This window comes from Cytophaga sp. FL35 (assembly GCF_014349235.1).
GTDB lineage: Bacteria > Bacteroidota > Bacteroidia > Flavobacteriales > Flavobacteriaceae > Euzebyella.
Genome location: NZ_JACSOH010000032.1, coordinates 1 through 24400 on the forward strand (window position 1 = coordinate 1; position 24400 = coordinate 24400).

Consider the following 24400-nt stretch of genomic DNA (forward strand, 5'->3'; position numbering starts at 1 on the left):
ATATCAAGAGATTAAACTTAATTCAACTAGATAGATGTTGTAGTAAAATATCCGAATTGATGATCATAACATCCATCTGTTTTGCTAATTCAACATCTCCTTTCTCATAATCACTTCCGATAAAAAGTATATCCAAATTGATATTTATTTGATTTTGGAGAATGGCACCGCGTACCTTTAATTCTTCTTTCGTCCAAGGGTCAAAATTTCCTGATAAAAAAATCTTTTTTCCATTTAGATAATTGTCCCTCATCACCTTATAAGTATAGATTAGTAAACAACCTGTGGTCTCGCATAATAAACTATTGCAATATCGCCAAACTATGTTTTATAATCCTGTACTTTAAGGAGCCTTTACCACGACATTGCTTTTGGGGTGTGATTCCAAACTAAAAATAGAGATAGATAAAACATAAAATTTGCCTTATAATCAATTATTTATGATAATATTTTTGCCCATAGGACTTTATTTTACTCTTGGCTATTTTCATATCGCGTTGAAACCGAATCATCAATAATTTTCGGAAGTACCAGATAACCAAGAGGGACAACAATGAACTTCCTATAGCATACCACTCCAAATAATTATCATCTACAATCCTATGATCTTTAAAAACAAAATATAGTTGTAAAAAGTAGCAGTAAAATGGAATGATTAGAATGATATTGAACCAACGAATGGCCAATGCTGTCAGTAGCAATAAAGGAGAAATAGTTTGAGATATCAACCAGATATAAAAAGAGAAATCCATCCCTATGGCTTCAAATTTCTGTAACATTCCAAACTGAATATCAAAATGTAAAAAAACCTTGTCCAAATAGAGCACTAATCCGGACAAGGCAACTAATATATAACTAACTAAGTATGAAATTCTAATTATCCCCGGGTCGTTTCTTTCCTTTGGAAAGATCAACGCTTTCAATTTGATAACTTGGATTTTTCTGATCATCTATGACTCCTTCTTCAATACTATCTGCTGTACATGAAGAAAAAAGAATCATCAAAAAAATTGTAAAAATTAAATTTTTCATAATCTACTAATTTATGGTTAAAAACCTGAAAATTAGAGATTTTACTTATTCTTTTTCTAAGTATTGAAAAGGCTTTATTAAAAAGTTGTTCAAACAAAGTTATCATTACGAAGGACAAATGGTGCGAGAACAACCCCATAAATTCTGGGGTTTTTCTATGTCCAATGGAATTCTATTGGAAATGATTAAATGGAGTTTGCAATGTAATCATATTCATTACAATCATTATTGGTGGATGTAGAGGTGTGCTACCGAGTTCAAAAAACACTTGGCTAATGGCTACCATTTCCTAATTGGAATAAAGTAAATCTATCTTTCGGTTACCTTTCTCTTCCCTAATGGCAATAGAAATTTTCTCATTTGAATTGGGAACAAACTTATTCAATACCAAAACAAATCTACTGGCTTGCCCTGAAAATAATACGCGCGGAAGCTTGTGGCTATATTGTATCTCTTTCGTTAATTTTTGAAAAGAAGCGCTTTTCTTTTTATTACCATTTATAATCGATACCCTAATATCGTTAATTTCAAAAGGTATATTGGAATTATTTGAGAACTCACAAACGAGATAAACGTCTGGTCCATTGTAGACAATTTTCTCCAACTGTAACTTAATTCCATTCATTCGGTTAATAGCTATTGATTGTTGGGCCAAACTCAATAAATATTCTGATGCGCGACCATAGTAAGTAGCATCTAAAGGTCCTTTGTCGTTTACGTCTCCATTTTTAATTAATGGGGAAATTCCTTCCTCATGCCCAATTCTTTCATTCTCTGTAAAAAAGTAATTCAACAAAGTTAATTCTTTAGAGTACTTTAAGTAATAGGAATACACACTACCATCTTTTGTGACCACCAATAAATTACTCAGGGGGCCCGGAAATGATTGGAGTGTACCAAAATATTGTTCTCTTTCACGATTATAGGTGAAGATAAAGCGAGAATGGCCAGTAATAGCCTGACGGATTGGACTTGGAAAAAAGAGCGTAAGTATTTGGTTCTCATTGGCGTAAAGTGTATCTAGTTCTTTTTGGGCAAACCCCTTACTTATCCAAAAAAAGACCATTGACAATAAAATATAATTTTTCATAGAATGATTTTAGTCATTATCGAGAAGGACCCAATAAAAATTGATAGTTATCTAGGACAAGTACTTTAATAGCCCGATGGTTTCGTTGAAATACTTTCTTCAAACTGTTAACTGGCGGGACACCAGCAATATTAAAATCATCAACCATATCACCTATAATCTCATTGGTAACCTCCTCCTTTATTTGATTTTCAACATAAATTCCCTCACTTCCATCCTGAAAGTCATAGGCCTTTAATTCGACGGAGCGATGATTAATCTTATTTATATCAACTATGACTCTATTAGGCTTAAAACTTATGAAACCATAAATGGGTGTATTTTTCTCTACGATTTCGCCGTCAATAATTGCATCTTTGACCAAGCGCATTTTCAGACGATAGTTTTTTCGAATTTTTTGGTTACCGTCTACTCGAACTATAATTTTTTCAGTGTCGTTTGATAATCCCTTCTCAACAAGGATCCTGGGATTAGAGGAGAAAAACAGTTGATGTTCTAGACCCAATTCTTGACCCGCTACATTAATATCTTTCGAATTATTGTTAGATGGTGTATTTTGAATCATAGTATCGTTTTTCTTTCTCAACAAAATACTGGAATTGGTATCCGTTGCTATTTTTCTTTCACTTTGGAATAGGCTTTGGTTATAAATACTATCTATAAGGCGATGCTTCTCGTATTGTATGTAGTCTGGATTGATGTAGCCCTTTTCATCTACCATATGTTCCGGATATAATGAAGGAACATTTTTTATGCGAGGTTCTTTTAATTCCTCAATAGCTTCTAATTTAGATTCATATTGTTTCTGTTCATCGACTAATTTAGGAGTCAAAACTTCAGTTGAATTGCTCATCTCTTTACCTTCATTCTTAACGTTGCTATAATAATACCCCCCTATGAACAACAACACTGTTGCTAATCCTAAGTAGAAGACCACTCGTTTCTTGTCCAATCTCATCATAACCTTATCTTTTTAGTTTTCATGACTACCTAGAATTAAGTTCTTCAGTGTAATTTTTTTCTAGTTTCCTCAGGGATTTCTCAAAAAACTCGGTGATTAACAACCCATGGGTATTGTTGGGAAAGTTTCTATCTACATGTATCAGCTTACCTGAGGTAATCAATTCATAGGCATCTGTAACCTTACCTCGATTTATTTCCAATACTATTCGGGTCCTAAAGGAATAAGGTTCCTCCTTCAAATCAATTTGAGATTCTATTCGACTCGTTTTTTGAACTAAGGAATATTGTAACAATCGATTATAGAATCCTTCCGCCTTTTTTTGACGGTATAGCTCATCTACCGAACTATTCCCTAACCATAGTGCCTTTTCCAGTTTTTGTTGGTAATTAGAAGCGTCCAGACCGTAGAAATAATTATGGAACAACTGTAAATGTGCCAGTGCCTCCACCTCCAAATTCTCTTTTTGAGAAACCATTTTCAAGGGAATAACATTCCCCTCCGTATTCACTACAAAAGCCCTGTCCACAGTCTCCTTATGTAACTTCAGGACCATTAAAATGGAAAAGATGCAGGTCGAGGACGCTCCTATCACGCAAGACAGAACAATGAATCGATTCAGCTTGAGAATATTATAAATGTTCCTAAAAGGTGTCTTCATATTATGCCGAGAATAGTTTAAGGGTAAAAGAAATTGCTTTGCGGTAGAGCTTGAATTTTATCAACACTATAAAACCTATGGTTGCCACATCTATCAAGGGCGCAAAAAATGCACTTCCCCAATCTGTCCCAAAAAGACGATTCCAAAAATGTTGAGTCATCTCATTATATAAATGGTTGATAAATACGTTGACCAAAAAGAAGGCTGGGACTAACATGTAGACTCCGGCATACAGTTTAAAAAAATGGTAGGCCATATTCCGAAACTTCTCAAAAACAGCCATGCTGATGACCAAGGGGAAAAATGCCTGTAGAATACCTAAAAGGAAAAATCGCTCTGCAAGAAAAATGGGGTAGATAAAAAGATCCAATAGCCATAAAATGACTCCCCCTATGAAAGCTAACATTTTCAAACCATACAAGGGAGTGACCAAGGCTTCATATAGAATGGCCATCGCTTTTTTGGCGGCCTCCAACGCGCCTACTTCCTGTTCCAGGTCTACCTCTTGTAACTGTAAAGGAAGAAGCGCAGGGGCCGTATTCCTATATTGGCCTTCTATTGCCACTAGAATACCGTCAAAAGTTTCTAAAACTTGGGAGGAGAATAGGACTAAGATCACTACCACAAAATTCTTTAAAAGTTCCTGAGGTGTTAGACCCCACGTTTGACCTTCAACAGAAACCATCCCCTCATTATATTTTTTGATAATATTTACCAAAAAGAATAGAATGGCCAGGGCCTTCATTCCTGTCATGGTATATTGGGCAAAGTCACTATTCTTAATCGTTTGGAAAACCGTATCGACATATTCCAATCCCATCCCTACCCTCTTTTAATAATGTGCTAGGCGATTGTTAATTATATCCTGCATTCTACGGAAGGATATGATATCCCTATATCTTTGCGTTTTGGCCTCTATCTCTATCACCATTTCTTTGGATTCCAACTCTTTTTTCTTTAAAATAGCTGTTCGTTCTCCATCGGACATTTTCAGGTTATCACTGGATAGAATTTGATCAATATATTCCAATGAGGCTACCGAATTATCAATAATGTCATTAAAGGATTTGGTCACCCTTTCTACCTCATTGGCTTTGATATAAGGGGAATTTAAAATTTCACGTAAATCCTTTTGAACCAGTTCGTAAAGGCGTTGGTTATTATTGTATAGTTCTTTTACTGCATTCAATTGTTTGATGACATCATTAACTTTTTCTAAATTTTCTTTTTGCTGTTTTAGGAAACTAACCGTTTTCATCAAATTGGAAGTTTGTTTGCCAGATTCAACTAATTGCTTTACCAAACTGATAAAGTTGGTATTATCGTAAACCGGCATGCCTTGACTCCGTGCCTTTTCTGAATTTAGCATGGTCACAAGTATTAAAGACAGGATGACCAATGGCCTTTTTATTTGTTTTTTTTTAATCGTTTTCATAGGATCTATGTTGAATGTCAATAAACTCTCGTATTGCTGATTCCATACTATTGGATTTTTGATAGAGTTTCATAATGGCCTCACTTTCCTTTCCATCGGTTAAATAAGCAGCATATACTTCGGGCGGTACTTCCAAACGATAGATATTGCTCTGTTTACCTATTTTGATAAATATCTCGGTATACTTTCGTTCCCCTGTCAAATGGTTCCGAATGGATTTCAATTGATTCAAATCATGGTTGGAGAGATGAAGCCTATTTTTCAATTCATCGTAACCCTTTTCATTTCGAAGGCTATAGATTACTTGAGTATTTTCAAGAATACTTGCAGACGTAGAATTAACAGGTAATTGATTGATGGATTGTAATATGATACCAATAGCACCATTTTGTTTACGGATGGCTTGATAGTAAAATTCAACGCTTTCCAAAACGTTTCCCAACTTGAGTTGTTTGGCAAATTCATCAAACAAAATAATACCTCGTTCCGACCTATTCCTCCAAATGGTGCGTTGGATGGCAGATTTGATGAGCTTCAGCATTACGGACAATATTTCCTTATTATCCTTTACTTCATCCAACTCAAAAATGATAAGCCGTTTGTCCTCAATTTTATAGGTCTGATCTTGTTCTATATGAAACAAGTAACTATAGATGCCCCCATTAACATATTCCGATAGGATGTGTAAAAAATCATAAACGCTAAAATGCATTTCTTTTATCCCTAATAAATCAAGAAGTGTTGTTTTTCGTTCATCAACAAATTGATATAAAGAAGCCAGAGAGTGCCCAGTAAGTACATTTTCATAATAGAAGAGCAAGACTTTCTTCATGGCTACCTCTTGTGCTTTTGAAACCGTATTTTGCGCCAATAGTTCCATTATAAACACTGACAGGTCTTCCAACCGTTCTGGGGTAAGGTCTGCCTGACCGGAGATGTAAAATGGATTAATTCCTAAATTTTTACCCTGTTCATACCGAAGAATAATGTGCTGTTCGGGATAAAGTTTAGCGAATTTAGTATAGGAACCTCCCAAATCGATAATAACCAGTCGAACGTTTTGCTCAAAGTACTGCCTGAGTATATTGTTTGCCAAAAACGACTTTCCTTCCCCAGTCGGGGCAAAAATGGCAAAGTTCCGTGCCTTAATTCGAACCTTATTTTCATCCCAAACATCCTTTAATACGGGTACATTATACTGCCGCTCATTGAAAATGATTCCCTGTGGATCGGATAGATAATTGGTATGGTTGATAAATAGACAAAGTGCATGTTTTAGATCGGTGACATAGAGGTCCTCATTCGAAAAATTAGAGGCGTGGCAGGGATACGAATTAAGAAAGTAGTGCTTGCGGTGCTCCCCCTTCGGATAATAAGGAACGATGTCTAACTCTTTCAACTCTGCCTTAATATTAGAAGCAATTCGTTTAAGTTCTTCGGACTCGGCATGCCAGAAGATGATGTTCAGATGTCCCCTGATTATTCGCGAGGTGTCATCTTCATTGATACGGTCCATGATGCGTTGAACTTTCTTAAGGACCACTTTATTTTGAGTTCCAAAATTGGAGCTTTTGGTTAATTCTTCTATTTTCTTCTCCAAAAGTTTACGCCATTTTTGTTTGTCATCCAGGTATAGGACCTGGTTAACCATATGGTTTTCTTTAATGTCTAATCCCAAGCCATCGATAAAACCTTGGTGGAAAGTAAATTCGTCGGAGGTGAATTTTTCGTTTGTTTTCGAACTCTGAACAGGTCCCCCAAAACAACCCTCATTGTTGATAACCATCATATCGAAGTAATGCTCTCCTATTTCAATGCTTTTCTTACCCAAAACTATATCGGTATCTAAATCATGATTAAAACCATTGAAATAGTCATTAGTCATTCCCATAAATTGGGACATACTCATAGGTTTCAATAGTAGCTTTCGACTATTGTTAATAAAGGAGATAACATCATTCACTGCAGTTACAAATTCAGCTACTTGGAGGTCCATTTTTCTGTGCAACCCTTTTTCTGATTTTTTGAAAGGATTCACATATTTTGATGCCTTAAGGGTCTTGTCCAATGGCAATAAAAAGTAGAGGTAACTTCTATGCGCTAAATACCTACGCCCTCTAAAATAATTCCTTGTTGCCTTCTCCAAAAAGGACTTATTGGGAAGATTGGAACCCTCATAACCCAGATTTTGATAAATATCTTGTTTATGCACTACGGTTCCTGGGGGTAGAGTTTTCAATGCTTGAAACCAAGTACTGTGCAGTTCATCAAAGTCAGATTCCGATAGGGAATACACCTCTGGTAATTGGGCTTCATAACATAGTAATACATTGCCATTACTAGCAAAAACCATGTGGTCCTGGATATCCAATATGGGGTGAGAAGATTGGAGGTTAATTTTCTTCATAGCTACTAAGACCTATTTTTTTATTACTGATAGATGGAGGAAATGGTTCGTGTTGCAGCGTCAGATTCGGTCGACTTACTAAATAGATTAGAATCGCATAGAACAGAATGTTCCAAAAAACCAAGGATAGGATAATAATGAAACCAAACGAAAATATGATGGCCAGGAGGGACCCTATTACCGAAATCATCATTAGAGCAAAAGAGGAAATCGGTAATCCGAATATGAGCGCACTTTTACGGATGTTTCTATATATCTCAAACTTCTTCATGTTATACGACTATACCGATGAGATACGTGAAAATACCTACTACAGCCCCAGCAATCAGTACAAAAATTAGTACACGGGTGATACCCTTTTTGAGATCAGCGTTCTCTCCAAAAAAATGTCCGGCATTGAATAAAAAACCAACTAGAAATATGACTCCCAAGATGATGGGAAAAATAGTTCGAATGGTATCTGATATTTCGTTTACCGAATCCTCGATACCTCCAATCTGTGCCAAAAGAGCATGAGAAATTAATAATGATAGCAATACGGAAAAATGCAATTTTTTCATATCCAAAATACTTAAAAGATTAAGAATTATTGACACGCTAAAATTATCAAATTAAAGTATTAAAATATTGATTATCAGTTATTTGTGAATAAAATTTTTTAAAGTAATAATTCTTAAAAAAAGTAGTTAAATGACCTTAAATAAAATGATAAATCAGCCATGCATGTTGATAAGTGGTGATTTGAAATTTACACCTGGGAAGGTTTTAGGGAAATTATCCTAATTGACCGGGTTTTAACATCACTGTGTTGCTATTTAAATTGGAAAGCTCGTACGATCCAAATATTAAATGGCAAAGCAGTGTATTATACAAATGTCGCAGTGTGTATAGCACCTTTTGTAGGGAATATCAATTGTGAGAATTCTAAAAGTAAATCATGCCGGCCCTACTGCAGAAAAGTTATAATTCTATAGGTTTCAATCAATCGCATTAGCATTTGACTTATTTTCTCTTATCAGAAGTCTTTTTGTTAAAGGCTACTAAGTTAAAGAGTTCACGCATTCGAGACCGCACGCGGCTGCCATAACGTTCTTCCAGCTCTTTTGCGTTTAAGTTGGTAGTAGCGTGTGTTTTGTAGTTTTTATTGACAAAGAGCTCGTGGCGTGAAAGCAAAATTTCCCCTAACACATTACATTGCTGCCCAAAATGCACTCCCAGGGGCTCAATTCCTAAATCATCAAAACAATAGAGTCTTTGGTCTCCGTAATCCCCGATGATTTTATAACCTAGATGGTTGAAGGCAAAAACAATATTTCGGCTAGGGATGACCGCATACGACCGCTGATGTGGAACAATATGCTTCAACAATTTCATCAGGCTGGTTTTACCGCATCCAACAGGTCCAGATAGTAGTATTCCTTTCCTGATATCAATATCCAACTGATGACAACGTTCTTTATCTTGGATAAAATAGAGACATAATTTGTAAAGTATATCCCGGTCTTCTTTGTAAATTTTAAAATCTTTACCGAACATCAATTGCCCTTTAGCATTGAGGTAAACCAAGATTTTTTCAAAATCATATCTAATTTCTTTGCCTTTAAGAACCCCCAATTGGTATTGTTTAACACCTTCTGTAATGATATGTGGCGCCTTAAAATTCATAAAGGCTCATCATAATTTTTTTCATCAGAAATTTTCAAGTGGTCTCTATAGGGAACACTGGGATAGTTCTTGCCGTAGTTTTTATTTTCGACCGATTCTGAATTCCTTAAATTCTTTTTTTGGACCTTGTTTTTATTAGTTTCTATAGTTTGTATTTGTTTTATTATAGGTACCACTACTTGTCCAGTACTTGTCCCATTTTTGGTACCGTTTTGGTCCACAGCTTGTTCAGTACTTGTACCAAATTCGAACATCATAATGCGACTGCCTTTAAATGGATTGTGCGATGGGTAATAATTTAAATACTTCCAATAATTAAGCTCTTTAATACAACGATGATAGGTGGATTTGGAACCGATTTTGGAAATAGCCATAACTTCTTCACGATTGATGTAAAATTCCTGTTTAAAAAAATTATGGTTCCAAAGCTGAAATAACGCAACATACAGGCTGATATGAGTCGCATTCAACCTCTTATCTTTTGAAAAATGCTCAAATACCGCATTCAGATGGGTGATGTAATTAATTTCCCCCAAAATAATTTAGATATGGTTGTGAATTTTGTTTCGTTCTAATACTTGCATTATTTCATGATATTCATAATAGAGTACCCCTCCAATTTTAGTATAAGGTAAAGTGCCGTTAATACGTAAGTTCTGCAAGGTCCCTGGGGATATACCCAATAATTGCCGTACCTCGTTCGACCGGATCCATTTTTTTTCCATTTTACCCTGATTTTGAAACAATTGTTTAATTTCTTCCAAGAGGTTCATTTTAAATTCATACAGATCATCAGTAGTAACAATTCTTTCTCCCATAACATTTGATTTTAATAAAGAGACCAAAGGCAAAATTCAATTCTGCCATGGTCTCTTTTGAGATTTGACTTTCGTTTGGTAAAGATGTAAAAGGATTTTAATAATCTTTCCCAAGATATGTCCCACCTTGGGGAAGATTATTGTTTCACTGCTAATCGCTCAAATGCCCTTATTCAGGACACGATTTATACTATGACACCCTCTGAAAAGAAACTTTAGTCATTTATGATTGGAATTTGTCAAAAGCCCAAGTTGGCACCCAACTTGGGGTAGCGATTCATTCATTCATCCAAGGAATCCATACGATGTTGAAGAGCATCGATCAATTTCTCTAAAAACCGTGTTCTAGTGGTTTTTCGTGATCGAATTTCAATAAAGGTGTGGTAATAGTTGCCAAGGTCGATATTATAAAAATGTTCAAAATGAGAAGCCATTTCCTTTATGTCTACGGTACCACCATTAATCGATTGACTGGCATGAAGGGCGTATATAAGTTCTATAAGATCTGTTTTACTTCCAGTCCAGAATAATTTTGATGGTTTTTCCATTGCAATGGATTTTTGAGTTTCAAGGTTAATATTTAAATCATCAATCTCCTTTTTAAGGTATACAATGAGCATATCGTATGCCATTATGGTGGAAACAGTACCGTCATGGCACGTAGAAAATTGATCATCAATTAAAAAATGAAATGATTCCAGAGGTAGTCTTAGATCGCGGTTTCCCCTTATAAAATACTGTTCGTCCAATGACATGGCACCCCGTCGGTAATAATTATAAAATTCTAAGTTATCATTGAAAAATGCTTGAAGTTTATCAATTTGATTTTGAAGGTATTTGATTTGCGCTGCGTCATTACCCCGAGGTCTCTTGCTTTCTATATTAAATAACTTCACATAATAAATTAGCTTACTAAAGATTTGAGGTTTGATATGCTTAAAGAAATAGATCTCATCCTCAGGGGTGGCAAAAGGTTTGCCAGTTATTTCTTTTTGAAGTTGCCGAATGCTTTTCTCTACCAATACAATGCCTTTTTCGGCCTTGAAAAGAACATCTCCCTTCCCTCCTTCCAAGGCGTCCAAATGCGACTCAAAGACCGATAGCAACTTTAGGTATTTCATCCATCAACTTTTATTTTGTCCTTCCATAAGACCTAAAAATTCCAACTTATAATTATCACGAGTCTGTAAAAATGCATAGGCTTCATGAATGTGTGCGCCCAGTTTTCTTTTTTCAAAGGACGCTGTCATACCAAAATCAATCTTATGCAAGTCCAAAGCGATAGCTCGTTTGATAGCCTGATAGAGTAGTTGACGGTAAAGGTGATAACTGGAATTGTAGCGATAATCCATTCCAACAAAGGCAGGAATATATTTACCTAATGTGTTGATATAACAGAACATCACGCCAATTAAGGGCATTCCTGATTCGCTTTTCAATCGTAGTATTATGAATTCCCAATTAGGGTTGGAAGCCATTTGGGCCAACATACTTATGGGCAATGGAAAAGTATTTAAACCTAAATTATTTTTTTGAACATTGAGATAGAGCTTATACAAATGTTCCCGCTCCGCCGAGTTGACGTTCTGTAAAATTTCAATTTGGAATTCCGCCTCATAGGGTAAAATCTCTTTTCGAAAATGCCTTCTGTTTCTGGGCGAGAGTTGAGCAATATGACTTTCTGCGGTAATTCCTAACGGTAATGGCAGCGAACAGGTATCTGGCATTCTTATCTTCATATACCCTTGGTTAAAAAGGAAGCTCTGAAGGCGATTTTCTTTGCCAAAATCACGAAAAACCACCATTTGGGCCCCTGTATCACCTTCCATTTTTTCTATAGCTAAAATAAATAAGTGCAAGGCCTTTTTATATAGCGGATGCTTTTCATTTAAAAAAATATGCTTTCCCTCTGTAAATAAGGATCCCATTGAAAGCACTTTTGATGTCATGTAATATGGATTTCCTTTTCTTTTTGCCTCCAATTCCTGGGACACATTTTCTGGTGAAAGCATATCATCCTTCCATAAAGAAATAGTCATAAAGGTTAGAAGAACAGGAATACCCTCGGAATCCTGAATGATGATATATTGAAACTGCCAATTGTTTTCTATCGCCGAGTTATTCTTAAAGTTTTTCTCAAGCCATAACAGCCCATCCCAATTAAACAAACCGTTCCTACCCAAATTGGAATCCCATAATTCTTTATCAACCTTCTCAATAGTTTGGTACACCTTTACAAGTAATTTGCTGTCATTTTTAAAGCTTGGATTCGATGAGGAATGGATTCCAAAGGCTCTTTTAATTCTATCGGTGGATGTGACCGTTTCTTGCAAAGCCTTCGGATAATGATGCTCTAAAGCTTCGGCCAAGGCTTTGATATCATCGAGCTGGTTATGTCGAGATATAGTAATACGGATACCTGTATTTTTAACGGGAACGGCTGGAAACATTCCCAAGTTCGTATAAAAACCGTCGTCCATTAAACGTCGAACCAATTTATATCCCGTTTCAGGCGTACCCGTGCCCACATAGAAAACGGGAGAGTTATTGTCGTCAATAACCACCACTTCCCTTAACTTCAATAGATCATTAAAATACTGAATACGAGTCCATAATTCCGCCTGCAATTGATATATTTCCTTTGAAAGATGAATCTTGGCCGAAGCAATGGCCGCCCCCACAGCTGATGGTTCCAACTGAGCCGAAAAGGTTAGGGGCCCACCAAAAGTCTTAACTTTTTGATGTAGAGTCTCGTTTGGACATATGAGTACCGCTCCACTTGCTCCAAAGGTTTTGCTCAATGTACCAAATACCAAAAGTTGATCGGACAATTCCTTTAACTGATCTAAAACGTATCCTGTTCCGTTTTTTCCAATCCAACTCATCCCATGTACATCATCAAAATACAAATGCAATTGGGGATATTTTTTTGTCAATTCCATTAATTGAATTACTGGGGCGTAATCCCCAAACATTGAATAAATGCCATCGGCCATATACCAAATTTTTCTCCTTTTTGAATGAAACTTGATTCGGTCTTCCAACATTTGTAAATGATTATGCCTAATCATATCCAAAGCGACCCCTTGTGACTTCAGAAGTCGGCATGCGGACTGAACGCTCCAGTGAACCTGATGATCTAAAATGATCGCATCGTTCGTACCGACAATACTCGGAATGACCCCAAGATGTCCCAAAGTGCTATTTTTAGTTACCACTATGGGATATCCATACATTTGATTCAAATGGAATTCCAACTGTTCATATAATGGATGGGAAATGTAGGATTTGGATAAGGGGAATTGGGTGCCATAATTCTCAATGGCTGACATAGCCGCAGACTTCAATCGCTGGTCTTGTTCTAATCCAAGATATCCGGTCGTTCCGAAATGCAAGAGCGATTTTCCCTCTACTGAGATATGTCTTCCGGTTAAATGTTCGCCTTCAGCGTATAGATGCAATACCCCTTCTCGAGAAGCGTTCGTCATCAGCTCGTGTACGGTGTCTAAAAAGTTATTGTGTCTGATTTTTGCCATGATATGATATGATTTATCATAAAATGTACTTTGAATCGTAGGAATAATTAGATACCACAGATATATTAATCCTTTTAACGTATGTTTTAATCCTTCTTACGTATAAATTTCCCTTATATGTAGGGCCTTAAAGGTCTAATCAAAATTTTCAATCATCATATTTTTGTAATTTCAACTTTGATTACCAGTTTTCTAACCATGATGCGAATTTTTTTTGAAAATGAATATGCTGTTTATAGTATCGAGAAAAATATAGTCCATATTGCCTATAAGCCCGGTATAGCTATTAACCGAACAGCTGCAGTTCAAATCGTAAAGGACAGGATTGCCTTTCAAGAGGAACAATCCTATCCCATTTTATGCGATATTCGACAGCTGAGAAAAATAGATAAGCCGGCTCGAGATTATCTTGCCTTGGAAGGTTCAACCTTGGTGAAGGCATTGGCATTTATGATTGATTCCCCAGTAACGGACGCCATGATTCAATTTTACATTCGCACCAACCATTCTTCTATTCCGACCGCATCTTTTTATCAAAAGGAAAAAGCCATTGGATTTCTACAGCGATTTCTTAGCTTCCTAGTGTTACTGGGATTGTTTATTATTTAGATAGATTACGAAAATGTCTTTAAACTAAAAAAAATGTCACCATATAGATCGGATAAAAGATTACAGGAAATTCAGCATATGCTTATGGAAATGGCCAGCGGAAATTTCTTTTATAGAGTGAGAACTTCTAGCGCAAATGACAATGTGGAAGCCTTGTCCATTGTTCTAAATATGCTTGCAGAAGAAATACAGGAATCCTTTTATCATCAAGGTTTTGTAAATAATCAAAATACAACCACCCATCTAATTCAGATGAGCTTTTTGCTGGATCAATCCGGAAGAATACAGATGGTTAATCAAAAGGCTTGCAGTGTGCTATCAAGGTTATGCAATACCATGGTACAGAAACCATTTGAAGATCTTCTTTGCGATAAATCCAAAGATATTTGGAAGAACAAATGGAAAACCTTTTGTAAACGCAAGGTCTATGATACGATTATGGAACTTAGATTTATCACCCATGAGAACCTCACCATTCCAAATCGATGTTACGTAACTTCATTTGTAAATCCCGATTCGGGGGATTTGAGCGTCCTAGTTAACGTCATTCAAACTACAATGGGAAAAAATACTGGTTTGGATAAAAAAGACTACCAACTCCCATCGAAAGGGAGCATGAAAGAACCTAAAAAGTCAAAGGTTCGGTTGAGTTATGATGATATTAGAAAAATTAGACAAGGAAAGGATATGATTCTTAATAACCTTGAAATGGACCCTCCCCATTTGAAGGATTTGGCTCATCAATTAGGGACCAATGAATTCAAGTTAAAATATGGTTTTAAGGAACTATATGGCACTACAGTGCACAAATTTTTGGTAAGGGAGCGTCTTCGCAAAGCAAAGACCATGGTGCAATATACTCAGTTACCGTTCAAAACTATCGGTAAAATGGTAGGCTTCAAAAGTTTCCCACATTTCTCTTGGGCATTTAAGGAAAGGTATGGGGATTCCCCCCGCTATTACCGGGCAAAAATGAAAAGGGAGGAAGCTACATAATCCCTCAGGGCTACATAAATATCCTTTTCAAGTAAATCAGGCTTCCGAAATTCACCATATCAATCCAAAAGATATGGGCACTAAACAAATTTCCCGAAAAGTTCTCTTACTAACAAGAGCCTTCTTTATTTTTCTTTTCACCTATACGGCGGTCAGTAAATTTATTTATCTAATGGAATTTGAAGCTCAATTGGTGCGATTTCCCCTACTCGCTCCCTATAATCACTTCATCTCCATTACAATTCCAGCGATTGAATTAACCATAGCCTGTTTATGGCTGTTTAGAGCAACTACGTATTTAGCTATCTATTCTAGCTTGGTATTGCTCTCTTTATATACGGTTTACATCCTTTATGTTTTAGAATTTAGTAATTCCATCCCATGTTCTTGTGGGGGTATCATCTCATCTTTGAGTTGGAATGGGCACCTCTTAATGAATATGGGTTTCATACTTCAGTTAATCCTTGGCCTTTACCTCCTGAAGGTTTTGAATAAAAATAGACACAATTATCGTACTACGTAGTAATAGGGGAAGCCGAAAACCTTCAAGAGTAGGCATCATTATTTAATACACAAATCCATGAAAAATCGTTTTTTAAAACCCGTTCTTCCGGCATTTGCCATTTTATTAGCTATGGGACTCGCCTTTGCTGAAGCATCTCCTACGGCTGATAGAGAGGCTTATTACAAACCTCTCAATCAAGATTGGCAGCCGATTATGGTTGAAGAAGCTTGCTATCAAGGGGGAGATAACCAATGCACCTACTTAGGGCATCAGTTGTACTCTTCACCCAGTTTTTCAAGCACTGCGCTGAGTAAACCATAAGCATTTGCTTACTGTAATAGAAAGGTGCCCCTAACAAAGGCACCTTTCTTCGCTAATTCAAATCAACTGCATTGAATTTGACAAATCTCGCTAATTAGGTTTTAAATTAAAATTACAAGATCCTATTGAGTGTATGAAGACATTTGGCCCAATGGCCCATTCGAACGGCTTTGGGATATTGGCGCATGTTTTTCTTTATCAAAGTTCGTAAATCCATCAATTCTTGCCATAAAAGACCTTTACAGTAATCAGAAGCAATAAAAAATTGGCTTTCCATATTCATAAAATCCCCCTCTTGCTCCAATAATATTTTTATAATATCAATGTAGGTCTTTTGAATAGCATCTCGTCTTCTATTACCGAGATTTAAAGTTTTGCTTTCGTAAAATAATCCTTTCTGCAATTTGGTAAGGAAGGAATGAAGGAATCCTCCATTTCCGCTTACCTCTTCCAAATATTCCAACCGTTTGAATCGATGGGCCGCTAACATTTCAACTAATAATTTCTGTTGTTCCTGTAAAACAATATCTGGAAAGGTTGAATAACTTACCTTCCTTAGAAAATCAGGGCTAGTTAACCATTTCGGCGGGTCAAAGGCCCACTTTAATAAGAAATCAAGCGCCTTGATTTGCTCTTCCCAAGGAATGGGTTCATACATCTGACCTGGCTGGTTCAGAGCTTTGTAATGAATCGCATATCCTCCGATGAGGGTGGAAAGGTGCTGCATGTGTTGGTAATATAGTTTTAGAGTTTTCCCATACAGGCGATTTAATTGACTATTATCCTTTTGATTTGCACATATGCCAGGTAATAGAGATACTACCCGTTCCAAATTTTTAAGTGCGAGTTCGGTACTTTTTATGGGATTATCGGTTTCGACCACCTCATTAGAGGAGGTGGGCCCAATAACTTCCATTTGATTGTTATTGAATCGGTACCATGGAACCGAATCCTGCCAACGAATCATGCGTTCCAATACCTGTTTTTCTTCTTGAGCGGTAGTACCCCATGGAAATTCTTTATAGGCCCATTGAATTTGGTATTTATCCGTGGGGCCCACGTGTCGTAGCAACAAAGATGGAGAAATGCTATCCGATGGCTGCGGAATATTGGAGGTACGCGTATAGTTCATGACACTTGGAGTATGTCTCATGGTGCGCAACCATTCCTCATCGTTCATTTTTTCCCAAGGATATTGGTATTCCCCAAAATTAGCATCGATGAGACCAAATACATGTCCCGCCTCATGGGCTGCTATCACTTGAAACAATTCGCCAATCAATTCATCGGGAAAGGGCAATTTTCTTGCTCTTGCATCCAATGGAGCTGCCCGAATAAAATAGTTTTCCATGACGGTACGTGCAGAAGCTCCCATAAAAATATCACCCCGAAGGATTTCACCGGATCTTTCATCTATCAGGTGGCCAATGGTTCCCCCAAAATCTTTATTTTCAGAACCTCTTATATATTTCTTTGGATTCCAGTACACCACATTGGAATGGATGCTGTGTGCTTCCCAATCATTGAGGCTGTCCATTTCCTTGACCACGATGGCATCTTTAAAACCAGCCTGTTCGAAAGCCGGCAACCATTCTTCAATTCCCGCTTTTATATAAGGTCTCCACTGGGGCGGCACCTTCGGGGATATGAGAAACGAGATGGGTTTTTTGGGTACACTCCATTTTTGATTCTTAAATTTCTTTTCCAATCGCCACCTGGTAATGTTCGCCACTCCGTTTTGCAAATTAAATGGCGACCCCATTTTACTTTCGTAATAGAACCCCATTCGATAATCGTATCCCCTAGCCTTCATCGGTATGCCTAATTTAATGAGGCCGAAATAGATAGGGATTGAAAGTTTAGATTTCCTTCGCACCATACCCCTGCGCGTTTTAATGATGACTTCATCATCAAAATTCTTGGCATCCAATAAAAGGGATAGACTTGGTACGGGGCTTCCAAAATCGACGCCATAATTGGGCCATTCAATTTCTTGATTTAGAAAGAAATCGGTAGCATTGATCCAATGAGCGTCCCGTTCGGCCCCTTCCTTTTCTATAGGAAACCTTGCTAGCAAAGTATCTTCGAGGTATAAGCCTTCTTTAATGGGAATCATAATTCCCGAGGTAGAGCGAATCGATTGGCGCATCAGCAGAATCTCATCGCGGTGTTTGACCCAGACCACCTGCATATAACCACGTCTCATATCGTCATAGCACGTTAACAACATGGGCGCATTAAAAAGGGTTTCTGGAATTTTGAGGTACAACTGGTTCCCTTTAATTCTAGAGCTGATAAAAGAAGTTTCTTGACCCAAATTATCCATGGACGGATTATCCGTTGGGATTATTGAAGGACTTTGTGGATATCCCCACATATAAATCCATAACAAGGCGATCCATACACTATATTTCATCTCAATTTCAATTTTGGGTTTAGAACTCTCCTAACTGTATTAATGAAAGGATCTTGAAGCCTAAGAATTAACATCAATATCCCGGATTTTGTGGTAATAAATTCGGATTGAGTTCCAGTTCATTCTCAGGTATGGGGAGTAGGAGATCGGTATTTTTCCAGTTTGCCTTGATGTCTCCCAATACCTCTTCAGCCTTTTCCATTCTCTTCAAGTCCAGCCACCTGTGCCCTTGTTCCGTAAATAGTTCCATACGTCTTTCATGTAGTATGGCCTCCAAAACATCTTCTTGCGAGTGGGCTATGAGGTTGGATAATCCGGCTCTACTACGAACAAGGTTCACATCCGCTAAAGCGCCTTCCAACTCTCCCAACCGTGCCTTTGCTTCCGAACGTATAAGTACTTGTTCCGTCGATCGGAACAATACCGAATATTCAAACGATTCCAAGGCATTAATTCCTGCCTTGTATTTATAGGGATAATAGAGTGTTACGGTTGAGTCTTGGTCCGAAATGCTACGGGTCCAATTCATCAGTCGTTGGTCACCCGGCTCAAATGCATTCATAAAATCATTGGACAGTGCATAGGTCTGGCTAGGAACTGCCTGAATAATCAATTGTTGGGCCTCCCTGGTGTTCTTAGGAAAATCATTATCTGCCTTTAGTTGCCAAATAGTTTCTTTGGAATCTTTTAGAAATACCTTGTTCAAATCGGATTCCATTGGAAATAGGTTGATTAGTTCGGAAGAAATAGTTACCGCCCTTTCCCAATTTCCACTCCTTAAATAGTGACGTGCCAATAAAGCCTTAACGGTATATTCATCGGGATAAATTTTTTCAGTTGACACTGGCTCCATACTATTTAAAAGAAGAATGGATCGTTCCAAATCCTCCATAATTTGATTGTTTATAGAGTCTTGGTTCGAACGTGCGACATTATTATTGTCCAAATAATTAGTAGTTTGCACCAATGGTACATCTCCATATAGGTTAACCAACAGAGTATACAGATAGGCTCTTACAAATAAAGCTTCCCCTTCAAAGCGATTTTTTTCCATGGAGGAAAGTTCCGTTGATGCCCGAACGCCCTGCACGATGTCATTCGTTGCGTAAATCAGTTGAAAGGCTTGTGACCACCAATCAGAAACGATACCATTGATAGGAAGCACATTATGCTGATAGAATTGGAGGTAGTCCGCTCCGAAACCATAATAATCCAATTCATCGGTGTAGATACCCATTACGGTGGTCATACCGTAGGTGCCTGAAGTCATTCCGCCCTCTCGCAAATTGTAGTAAAGATTGGCCAAAGCGGATTCGACAGTTGCCGCATCTTGAAAAACCGTTTCTGATACCAAGGTATTTTTAGGGGCATCTATTTCTACAAAGTCGGTACAACAACACAAAGTGCAAATCATTCCGATAAGATGAACTTTTCGAAGTTGATGGTAGTATTTGGGTAATGAACCATGAAAAAGTTTTTCCAATGGGTATTTCAATAAAAAATATTTCATAACTGTTTTTTTGATTAAAAACTGATTTTAAAACCTAGGGTCATCTGTCTAAGAGGTGGAAGACGGGTACTCGCGGGTTGTTCCGGATCGGGGCCATCATAGTTAGTCCAAGTCCAGAGATTTTGCCCTTGGAGGTACACTTGAAAATCCAAATCAGAATGAGATGAGGGTACTCTATAATTGAGAGAAATATTCCTTAAACGAACGTATGACGCATCTGAAATCGCAGCATCGCTATCCCGTTGTAAAGCCCCTAAATCTTGGCCCCCCGCCAACCCCCCGGCCGACTTTTGAATGGGGGCATTATCCCCTGTTTGCGTCCATCTATCGTAGAGTGATTCAGGCGTATTTCCCTTAAACCCAGGCGTAGCAACAAATCGCAATGTATTATAGGCCATTTGTTTCTTAAATTGAAACAACATGTCCATCGACCAACTTCCAAAACTGATGGAGTTTCCTAAGCCACCATAATAAGTGGGTGCCAAGTCCTCAATCCATTGCCTGTCCTCTGTGCTAGTAATATCCGTGTCCCCATTATAATCCTCAAAAGTATATTCACCAGTTTGAGGATCGACACCAAGGGAGTGGTACAACTTAGCGATGGTTAATGGTTCGCCAACGACGTATCTATTAGAGAAGGTAGATGTTTCCAATCCCTCAAAAGACACTAATTTATTTCTAGGTACCGTCAGATTGAATGTTGTTTTCCAGTTAAGCTTATTTGATTGAATATTGATTGTTCGCAAATCAAACTCCCAACCGGTATTCTCCACTTCAGCATCAAAATTACCTGTCAACTCAGAGAAACCGGTAGTGGCCGCCAAGGGAATACCGATTAATTGATTGGATGATTTATTTTTATAATAAGAAGTATTTATAAATATCCGATCCTTCAACCAACCCAGTTCTAGTGCTACTTCCATTTTTCTATTGGCTTCCCAACCAAATAGGGGATTAAAAACCCCTGTTGGTTCCAATAGACTAATATTGTTATAGTTATTTCCAGTTACGCTGTAGGTATCCAGAAATCGATAGTCACCAATGTTATCACTACCCGTCGTACCATAGCTAGCTCTAATTTTACCGAAGCTCAAGGCAGCGTTTTCTTTGAAGAATCCCTCATTCGAAAATATCCAAGCTGCACCCAATGCCCCAAAATTGCCAAACTGCCTACCCGGTCCAAACCGTGAAGAACCGTCCCTTCTTCCAGTTAGATTAATAATATATTTATCCATAAATTCTAGATGAACCCTACCGAACAAGGCATTGTATTTGTATTCTCCATCAGTATCTGAAAATATTTCAATGGTCTCTGCCGCGGTCAGGTTATTAATCAGGCCGTCATTGGGATAACCGAGCCCTCGTTGTACCAATTGATTTGAAACTTCCTCTTGGAAGGTAGTCCCCACTAGTACATCCAACTCCCAAAGGTCCCACCCTTTTTTGTAGTTCAATTGTGGCTCCACAATCCATGATGTCCGCCTCGCATTATTTATGGTATGATTGGAATAATTTTGGGGAGTTACCCCCAAACCAGGATTTCGGGCGGAACTGGGCATCGATCGATAGGAATCTAACCGGTAATCGGAAAAGCCAATGTTGGATTGAAACTTTAAGTTGGTCGTTAATTTATAGGATACCAATGTATTAGCAAACAAGGTGTTGATTTCTGCATTGTAGGTTTCATCTAGCGATGCCAAGGGATTGTCCCAAGTATTGTTTTCCCAATTAATATTGCCTTCCTCATCATAAATTTTTGGTGCATTAGGCTCCAAAGTATAGGCCTTCGTAGAAAAATCAACTGTCGGCATGGTGTTGTTTTCATTGGTATATCCCAAAGAAAGGTTGATGCTGAATCGACGATTTTCGGACTGATGATTGACATTGCTGCGTATGTTAGCCTTTTGGTATTTGGAATCCCCTGGAAAAACGGTTGTTTCGTTCTGAAAGGAACTACTAATTAGAAATTGGGTCAGGTCATTCCCTCCGGACAATGAGAGCTTATAATTGTTGCGAAACGCTGTTCCTCCAATAAGTTCTTCTTGCCAATTGGTATAGCGTTCATTCTCCCATAATTTCACATCGGGCCAGAAAAAATCATAATTAGGGTCATTGAGTAAATCTCCATACCCGTCATTGGCAATTCCTTCTCTTCGTACTTCCAAATATTGATTGGTATTCATTAAATCTAAAAAATGCGAAACTTGGCCCATGGTGGTGCTTACATGTGCTTCAACACGAGTTTTGCCCGACTGGCCCTTTTTGGTGGTAATCAAAACCACTCCATTCGCTCCACGTGAGCCGTATATGGCAGTGGCATCTCCATCCTTGAGTACTTCAATACTTTCTATATCGTTGGGGTCAATAGCGTTTAAAGGGCTAATACTACCTCCCATAATTTGACCAGATACCCTAGATGCCCCCAGTGATTGCGAATTGAAGGGAACGCCATCCACAATAAAGAGAGGGTCACTTACTCCATTTAAAAAATTCCTTCCACGAATTTCGATGTTAAAACCCCCGCCGGGAAGCCCTGTGGTCTGTACAATATTTACGCCGGCCACATGACCCTGCATGGCAGCCAATGGATTATTCACTGGCTGCTTGTCAAAAATATTTGCTTTTACCTTGGCAATGCTACCTGTGCTTTTTTTATCCGATATGGTATAGTAACCAGCATTAAGAACCACTTCTTCCAAAGCAGTAACATCCTCTTCCATTTGTATTGAAATTTCATCCCTGCCATTGATTTGAATAATTTGAGTTTTATACCCTACCATTGAAAAAATGAGGACATCGTCCGCATTGGCTTCAATTTGGTATGTTCCATCCAAATCGGAAATGGCTCCTTTGTACTTGGATTCCACCACAATGTTCACCCCGGCAAGGGGTACTCCCGTGTATTGGGTCACGGTGCCAGTTATGGTGGCCTGTGGTGGATCCAAGATTTTACCCGCCCTAAGTAGGAAAGACAAAAAGGGCATTGATAAGATATAGAGTATCAAGAGCAAAGGTGTTTTGCCCTTTGAATTCAGAAATTTTGTCATAATTATCAGTTTGATGGATTTATGTGTTGGTTTTAGATGACCCCATAAATTTCTTCAGTACAAACTCGGTCGATATGCACAACGCAGCGTATCAACATAAGGTTGTATCTTACATGGGGCCATAAGTGTTTGGACAATAAGTCCCCTGCCCAAAACGCCTAAGCCTCTGGGTTTGGAATATTATCAAGATTCCGACTGTGAAATTGTGTTTGGGCGGTTTCCCAAAAATGTAAACGTCAGTTACGGGTGATATGAATTGAAAAACCGAACATTTGCAGCGTGCAACCCATAACTAGTGTCAAAAAGAAATCAAATGGGGTTTTTAGGCTTTTTTCTAAAGAGGATATCAAACACCGAATGGGAAGTTCCGAATACGGGACAGGCACAGGGTGTAAATCCTACATAAAAAAGTTGCCAGATCATTTCCATTTTAAAAAGTTTAGCGATGTCCGAAAGATTAACAGAAATCAGTCACAAAGAGGAAAGTTAAAACCGATACCAAAAAGGCGTGGAACTCAACTTATCGGTTTGTGGTACTGGTATACCCTGCAACAATAAGAGAGCCCACGCCCGGGTCGTGAGCCTACTGCTTATTGTCTTGTTGCATAAAAATTACCAGTTTTCAAACCAAGACTCTAAGCGAAAGCTTCCAATAAGTTCTAATAGAAGAATCGCAAATTATGTATTTATTAAGCAATATAATAAAATACTTTATTCGATACAAATTTGTATCGAATAAATGCAGCGTATTTCTCAATTTTTACTAAATGAGGAAATACAGCGATTCAGAAATAGAATTAATCAATATTCAAATTGGCTGTTTACTAAGATTGGCACGACTAAGAAAGGGGCTTTCTCAACTTGACTTAGGGCATCAGATAGACTCAAATTCAACATTAATAGGAAGAATTGAAAGAGCGGAAGGGAAAACAGGCTGGGAAAAGATATATATGTTAAGTAAGCAATTAGGGATAAACTTTAATGAGCTATTTGAATTAAAGGACAAGGAAGCTTTAATAGCAATCGTAAAAGAATCATTAAGATATGAAGATAAACTTACACAAGAGAAAAAAAAATATTATACCCTTCTAATCACCAGAATAGAATTAAAGTATAAACAACTTCCCTAACGTTCAAATTAAATTTCCCGATACTCGATATCCATCTATAAATTTGCAAAAGTCTGGTTCAACTCTTTTAAAGAGGCGATTCCTATAATTAGTATTGCAATAATTTTGACAAACGGACTTAGTAAAATTTCAATGACCAATCCATTAAAAAATCCATGATAAACGTCTTTATGCAACCGTTTTTTAACATTAGAACTATTCCCTCTACTTGATTTTTCACATTTCTCAATGTCTATTTCACAAAAGTTCGTAGTATTGCCG

At 37.6% G+C, this 24400-nt stretch carries 22 protein-coding genes; 5 read left to right on the forward strand and 17 right to left on the reverse strand.

The genetic code is table 11. From position 1 onward, the window contains the following. Nucleotides 1–22: 22 nt before the first annotated feature. The 14 genes from BIZ36_RS18290 to BIZ36_RS18355 form a co-directional block, all read right to left on the reverse strand. Nucleotides 23–253 carry a BRCT domain-containing protein gene (locus BIZ36_RS18290; RefSeq protein WP_121848565.1) on the reverse strand — a complete coding sequence of 77 codons (231 nt, stop codon included), beginning with the start codon at nt 251–253 and terminating at the stop codon, nt 23–25. Between the two features lie 181 nt (nt 254–434). Beyond that, nucleotides 435–950, reverse strand: a complete 516-nt coding sequence (locus BIZ36_RS18295; protein WP_187459344.1) for a hypothetical protein — start codon at nt 948–950, stop codon at nt 435–437. Between the two features lie 371 nt (nt 951–1321). Continuing rightward, complete coding sequence (locus tag BIZ36_RS18300; RefSeq protein WP_187459345.1) at nt 1322–2122, reverse strand: DUF4138 domain-containing protein; 801 nt, start codon at nt 2120–2122, stop codon at nt 1322–1324. A gap of 16 nt (nt 2123–2138) precedes the next feature. Further along, on the reverse strand, nt 2139–3083 hold the full coding sequence (traM, locus tag BIZ36_RS18305) for a conjugative transposon protein TraM (RefSeq protein WP_187459346.1): 945 nt from the start codon (nt 3081–3083) through the stop codon (nt 2139–2141). Nucleotides 3084–3108: 25 nt separating this feature from the next. Then, on the reverse strand, nt 3109–3639 hold the full coding sequence (locus BIZ36_RS18310; RefSeq protein ID WP_222937460.1) for a hypothetical protein: 531 nt from the start codon (nt 3637–3639) through the stop codon (nt 3109–3111). Nucleotides 3640–3745: 106 nt separating this feature from the next. Continuing rightward, nucleotides 3746–4564: a hypothetical protein gene (locus BIZ36_RS18315; RefSeq protein WP_121848560.1), complete on the reverse strand. Its 819-nt coding sequence runs from the start codon at nt 4562–4564 to the stop codon at nt 3746–3748. Nucleotides 4565–4576: 12 nt separating this feature from the next. Then, nucleotides 4577–5179, reverse strand: coding sequence for a conjugal transfer protein (locus BIZ36_RS18320; RefSeq protein WP_121848559.1), 603 nt, complete (start codon nt 5177–5179; stop codon nt 4577–4579). Continuing rightward, nucleotides 5166–7586, reverse strand: a complete 2421-nt coding sequence (locus BIZ36_RS18325; protein WP_187459347.1) for a TraG family conjugative transposon ATPase — start codon at nt 7584–7586, stop codon at nt 5166–5168. Before BIZ36_RS18325 ends, BIZ36_RS18320 begins: the two co-directional genes overlap by 14 nt. Before the next feature lie 272 nt (nt 7587–7858). Beyond that, nucleotides 7859–8146: a hypothetical protein gene (locus tag BIZ36_RS18330; RefSeq protein ID WP_121848556.1), complete on the reverse strand. Its 288-nt coding sequence runs from the start codon at nt 8144–8146 to the stop codon at nt 7859–7861. 442 nt (nt 8147–8588) lie between these two features. After that, nucleotides 8589–9251, reverse strand: a complete 663-nt coding sequence (locus BIZ36_RS18335) for a P-loop NTPase family protein (RefSeq protein WP_187459348.1) — start codon at nt 9249–9251, stop codon at nt 8589–8591. Continuing rightward, on the reverse strand, nt 9248–9787 hold the full coding sequence (locus tag BIZ36_RS18340) for a hypothetical protein (protein WP_187459349.1): 540 nt from the start codon (nt 9785–9787) through the stop codon (nt 9248–9250). The genes BIZ36_RS18335 and BIZ36_RS18340 overlap by 4 nt, the downstream gene beginning before the upstream one ends. A 6-nt stretch (nt 9788–9793) precedes the next feature. Further along, nucleotides 9794–10069: a helix-turn-helix domain-containing protein gene (locus BIZ36_RS18345; RefSeq protein WP_121848553.1), complete on the reverse strand. Its 276-nt coding sequence runs from the start codon at nt 10067–10069 to the stop codon at nt 9794–9796. A 281-nt stretch (nt 10070–10350) separates the two neighbouring features. After that, nucleotides 10351–11190 carry an RteC domain-containing protein gene (locus BIZ36_RS18350; RefSeq protein WP_187459350.1) on the reverse strand — a complete coding sequence of 280 codons (840 nt, stop codon included), beginning with the start codon at nt 11188–11190 and terminating at the stop codon, nt 10351–10353. A gap of 3 nt (nt 11191–11193) precedes the next feature. After that, entirely contained in the window at nt 11194–13605 is a 2412-nt protein-coding gene (locus BIZ36_RS18355; RefSeq protein ID WP_187459351.1) for an aminotransferase class I/II-fold pyridoxal phosphate-dependent enzyme, read from the reverse strand. Between the two features lie 198 nt (nt 13606–13803). Here BIZ36_RS18355 and BIZ36_RS18360 point away from each other — a divergent pair, with 198 nt between their 5' ends. The 4 genes from BIZ36_RS18360 to BIZ36_RS18370 all read left to right on the forward strand — a co-directional run bounded on the left by BIZ36_RS18360 (nt 13804) and on the right by BIZ36_RS18370 (nt 16036). Continuing rightward, on the forward strand, nt 13804–14214 hold the full coding sequence (locus tag BIZ36_RS18360; RefSeq protein ID WP_187459352.1) for a DUF7793 family protein: 411 nt from the start codon (nt 13804–13806) through the stop codon (nt 14212–14214). A gap of 33 nt (nt 14215–14247) precedes the next feature. Further along, a complete protein-coding gene (locus BIZ36_RS18365) occupies nt 14248–15210 on the forward strand; it encodes a helix-turn-helix domain-containing protein (RefSeq protein WP_187459353.1) in 963 nt (320 codons plus the stop codon). Nucleotides 15211–15283: 73 nt separating this feature from the next. Continuing rightward, a complete protein-coding gene (locus BIZ36_RS21340; protein WP_353616858.1) occupies nt 15284–15733 on the forward strand; it encodes a MauE/DoxX family redox-associated membrane protein in 450 nt (149 codons plus the stop codon). Nucleotides 15734–15790: 57 nt separating this feature from the next. After that, on the forward strand, nt 15791–16036 hold the full coding sequence (locus tag BIZ36_RS18370; protein WP_187459354.1) for a DUF6520 family protein: 246 nt from the start codon (nt 15791–15793) through the stop codon (nt 16034–16036). A 112-nt stretch (nt 16037–16148) separates the two neighbouring features. Here BIZ36_RS18370 and BIZ36_RS18375 read toward each other — a convergent pair whose 3' ends face one another. The 3 genes from BIZ36_RS18375 to BIZ36_RS18385 form a co-directional block, all read right to left on the reverse strand. Continuing rightward, entirely contained in the window at nt 16149–18452 is a 2304-nt protein-coding gene (locus BIZ36_RS18375; RefSeq protein WP_187459355.1) for a zinc-dependent metalloprotease, read from the reverse strand. A gap of 73 nt (nt 18453–18525) precedes the next feature. Further along, nucleotides 18526–19962, reverse strand: coding sequence for a RagB/SusD family nutrient uptake outer membrane protein (locus BIZ36_RS18380; protein WP_187459356.1), 1437 nt, complete (start codon nt 19960–19962; stop codon nt 18526–18528). Nucleotides 19963–19976: 14 nt separating this feature from the next. After that, nucleotides 19977–23009 carry a SusC/RagA family TonB-linked outer membrane protein gene (locus BIZ36_RS18385; protein ID WP_187459357.1) on the reverse strand — a complete coding sequence of 1011 codons (3033 nt, stop codon included), beginning with the start codon at nt 23007–23009 and terminating at the stop codon, nt 19977–19979. A 767-nt stretch (nt 23010–23776) separates the two neighbouring features. On the opposite strand from BIZ36_RS18385, the gene BIZ36_RS18390 reads away from it, so the two are divergent. Continuing rightward, a complete protein-coding gene (locus tag BIZ36_RS18390; RefSeq protein ID WP_121848542.1) occupies nt 23777–24139 on the forward strand; it encodes a helix-turn-helix domain-containing protein in 363 nt (120 codons plus the stop codon). The last annotated feature ends 261 nt before the right edge of the window (nt 24140–24400 follow it).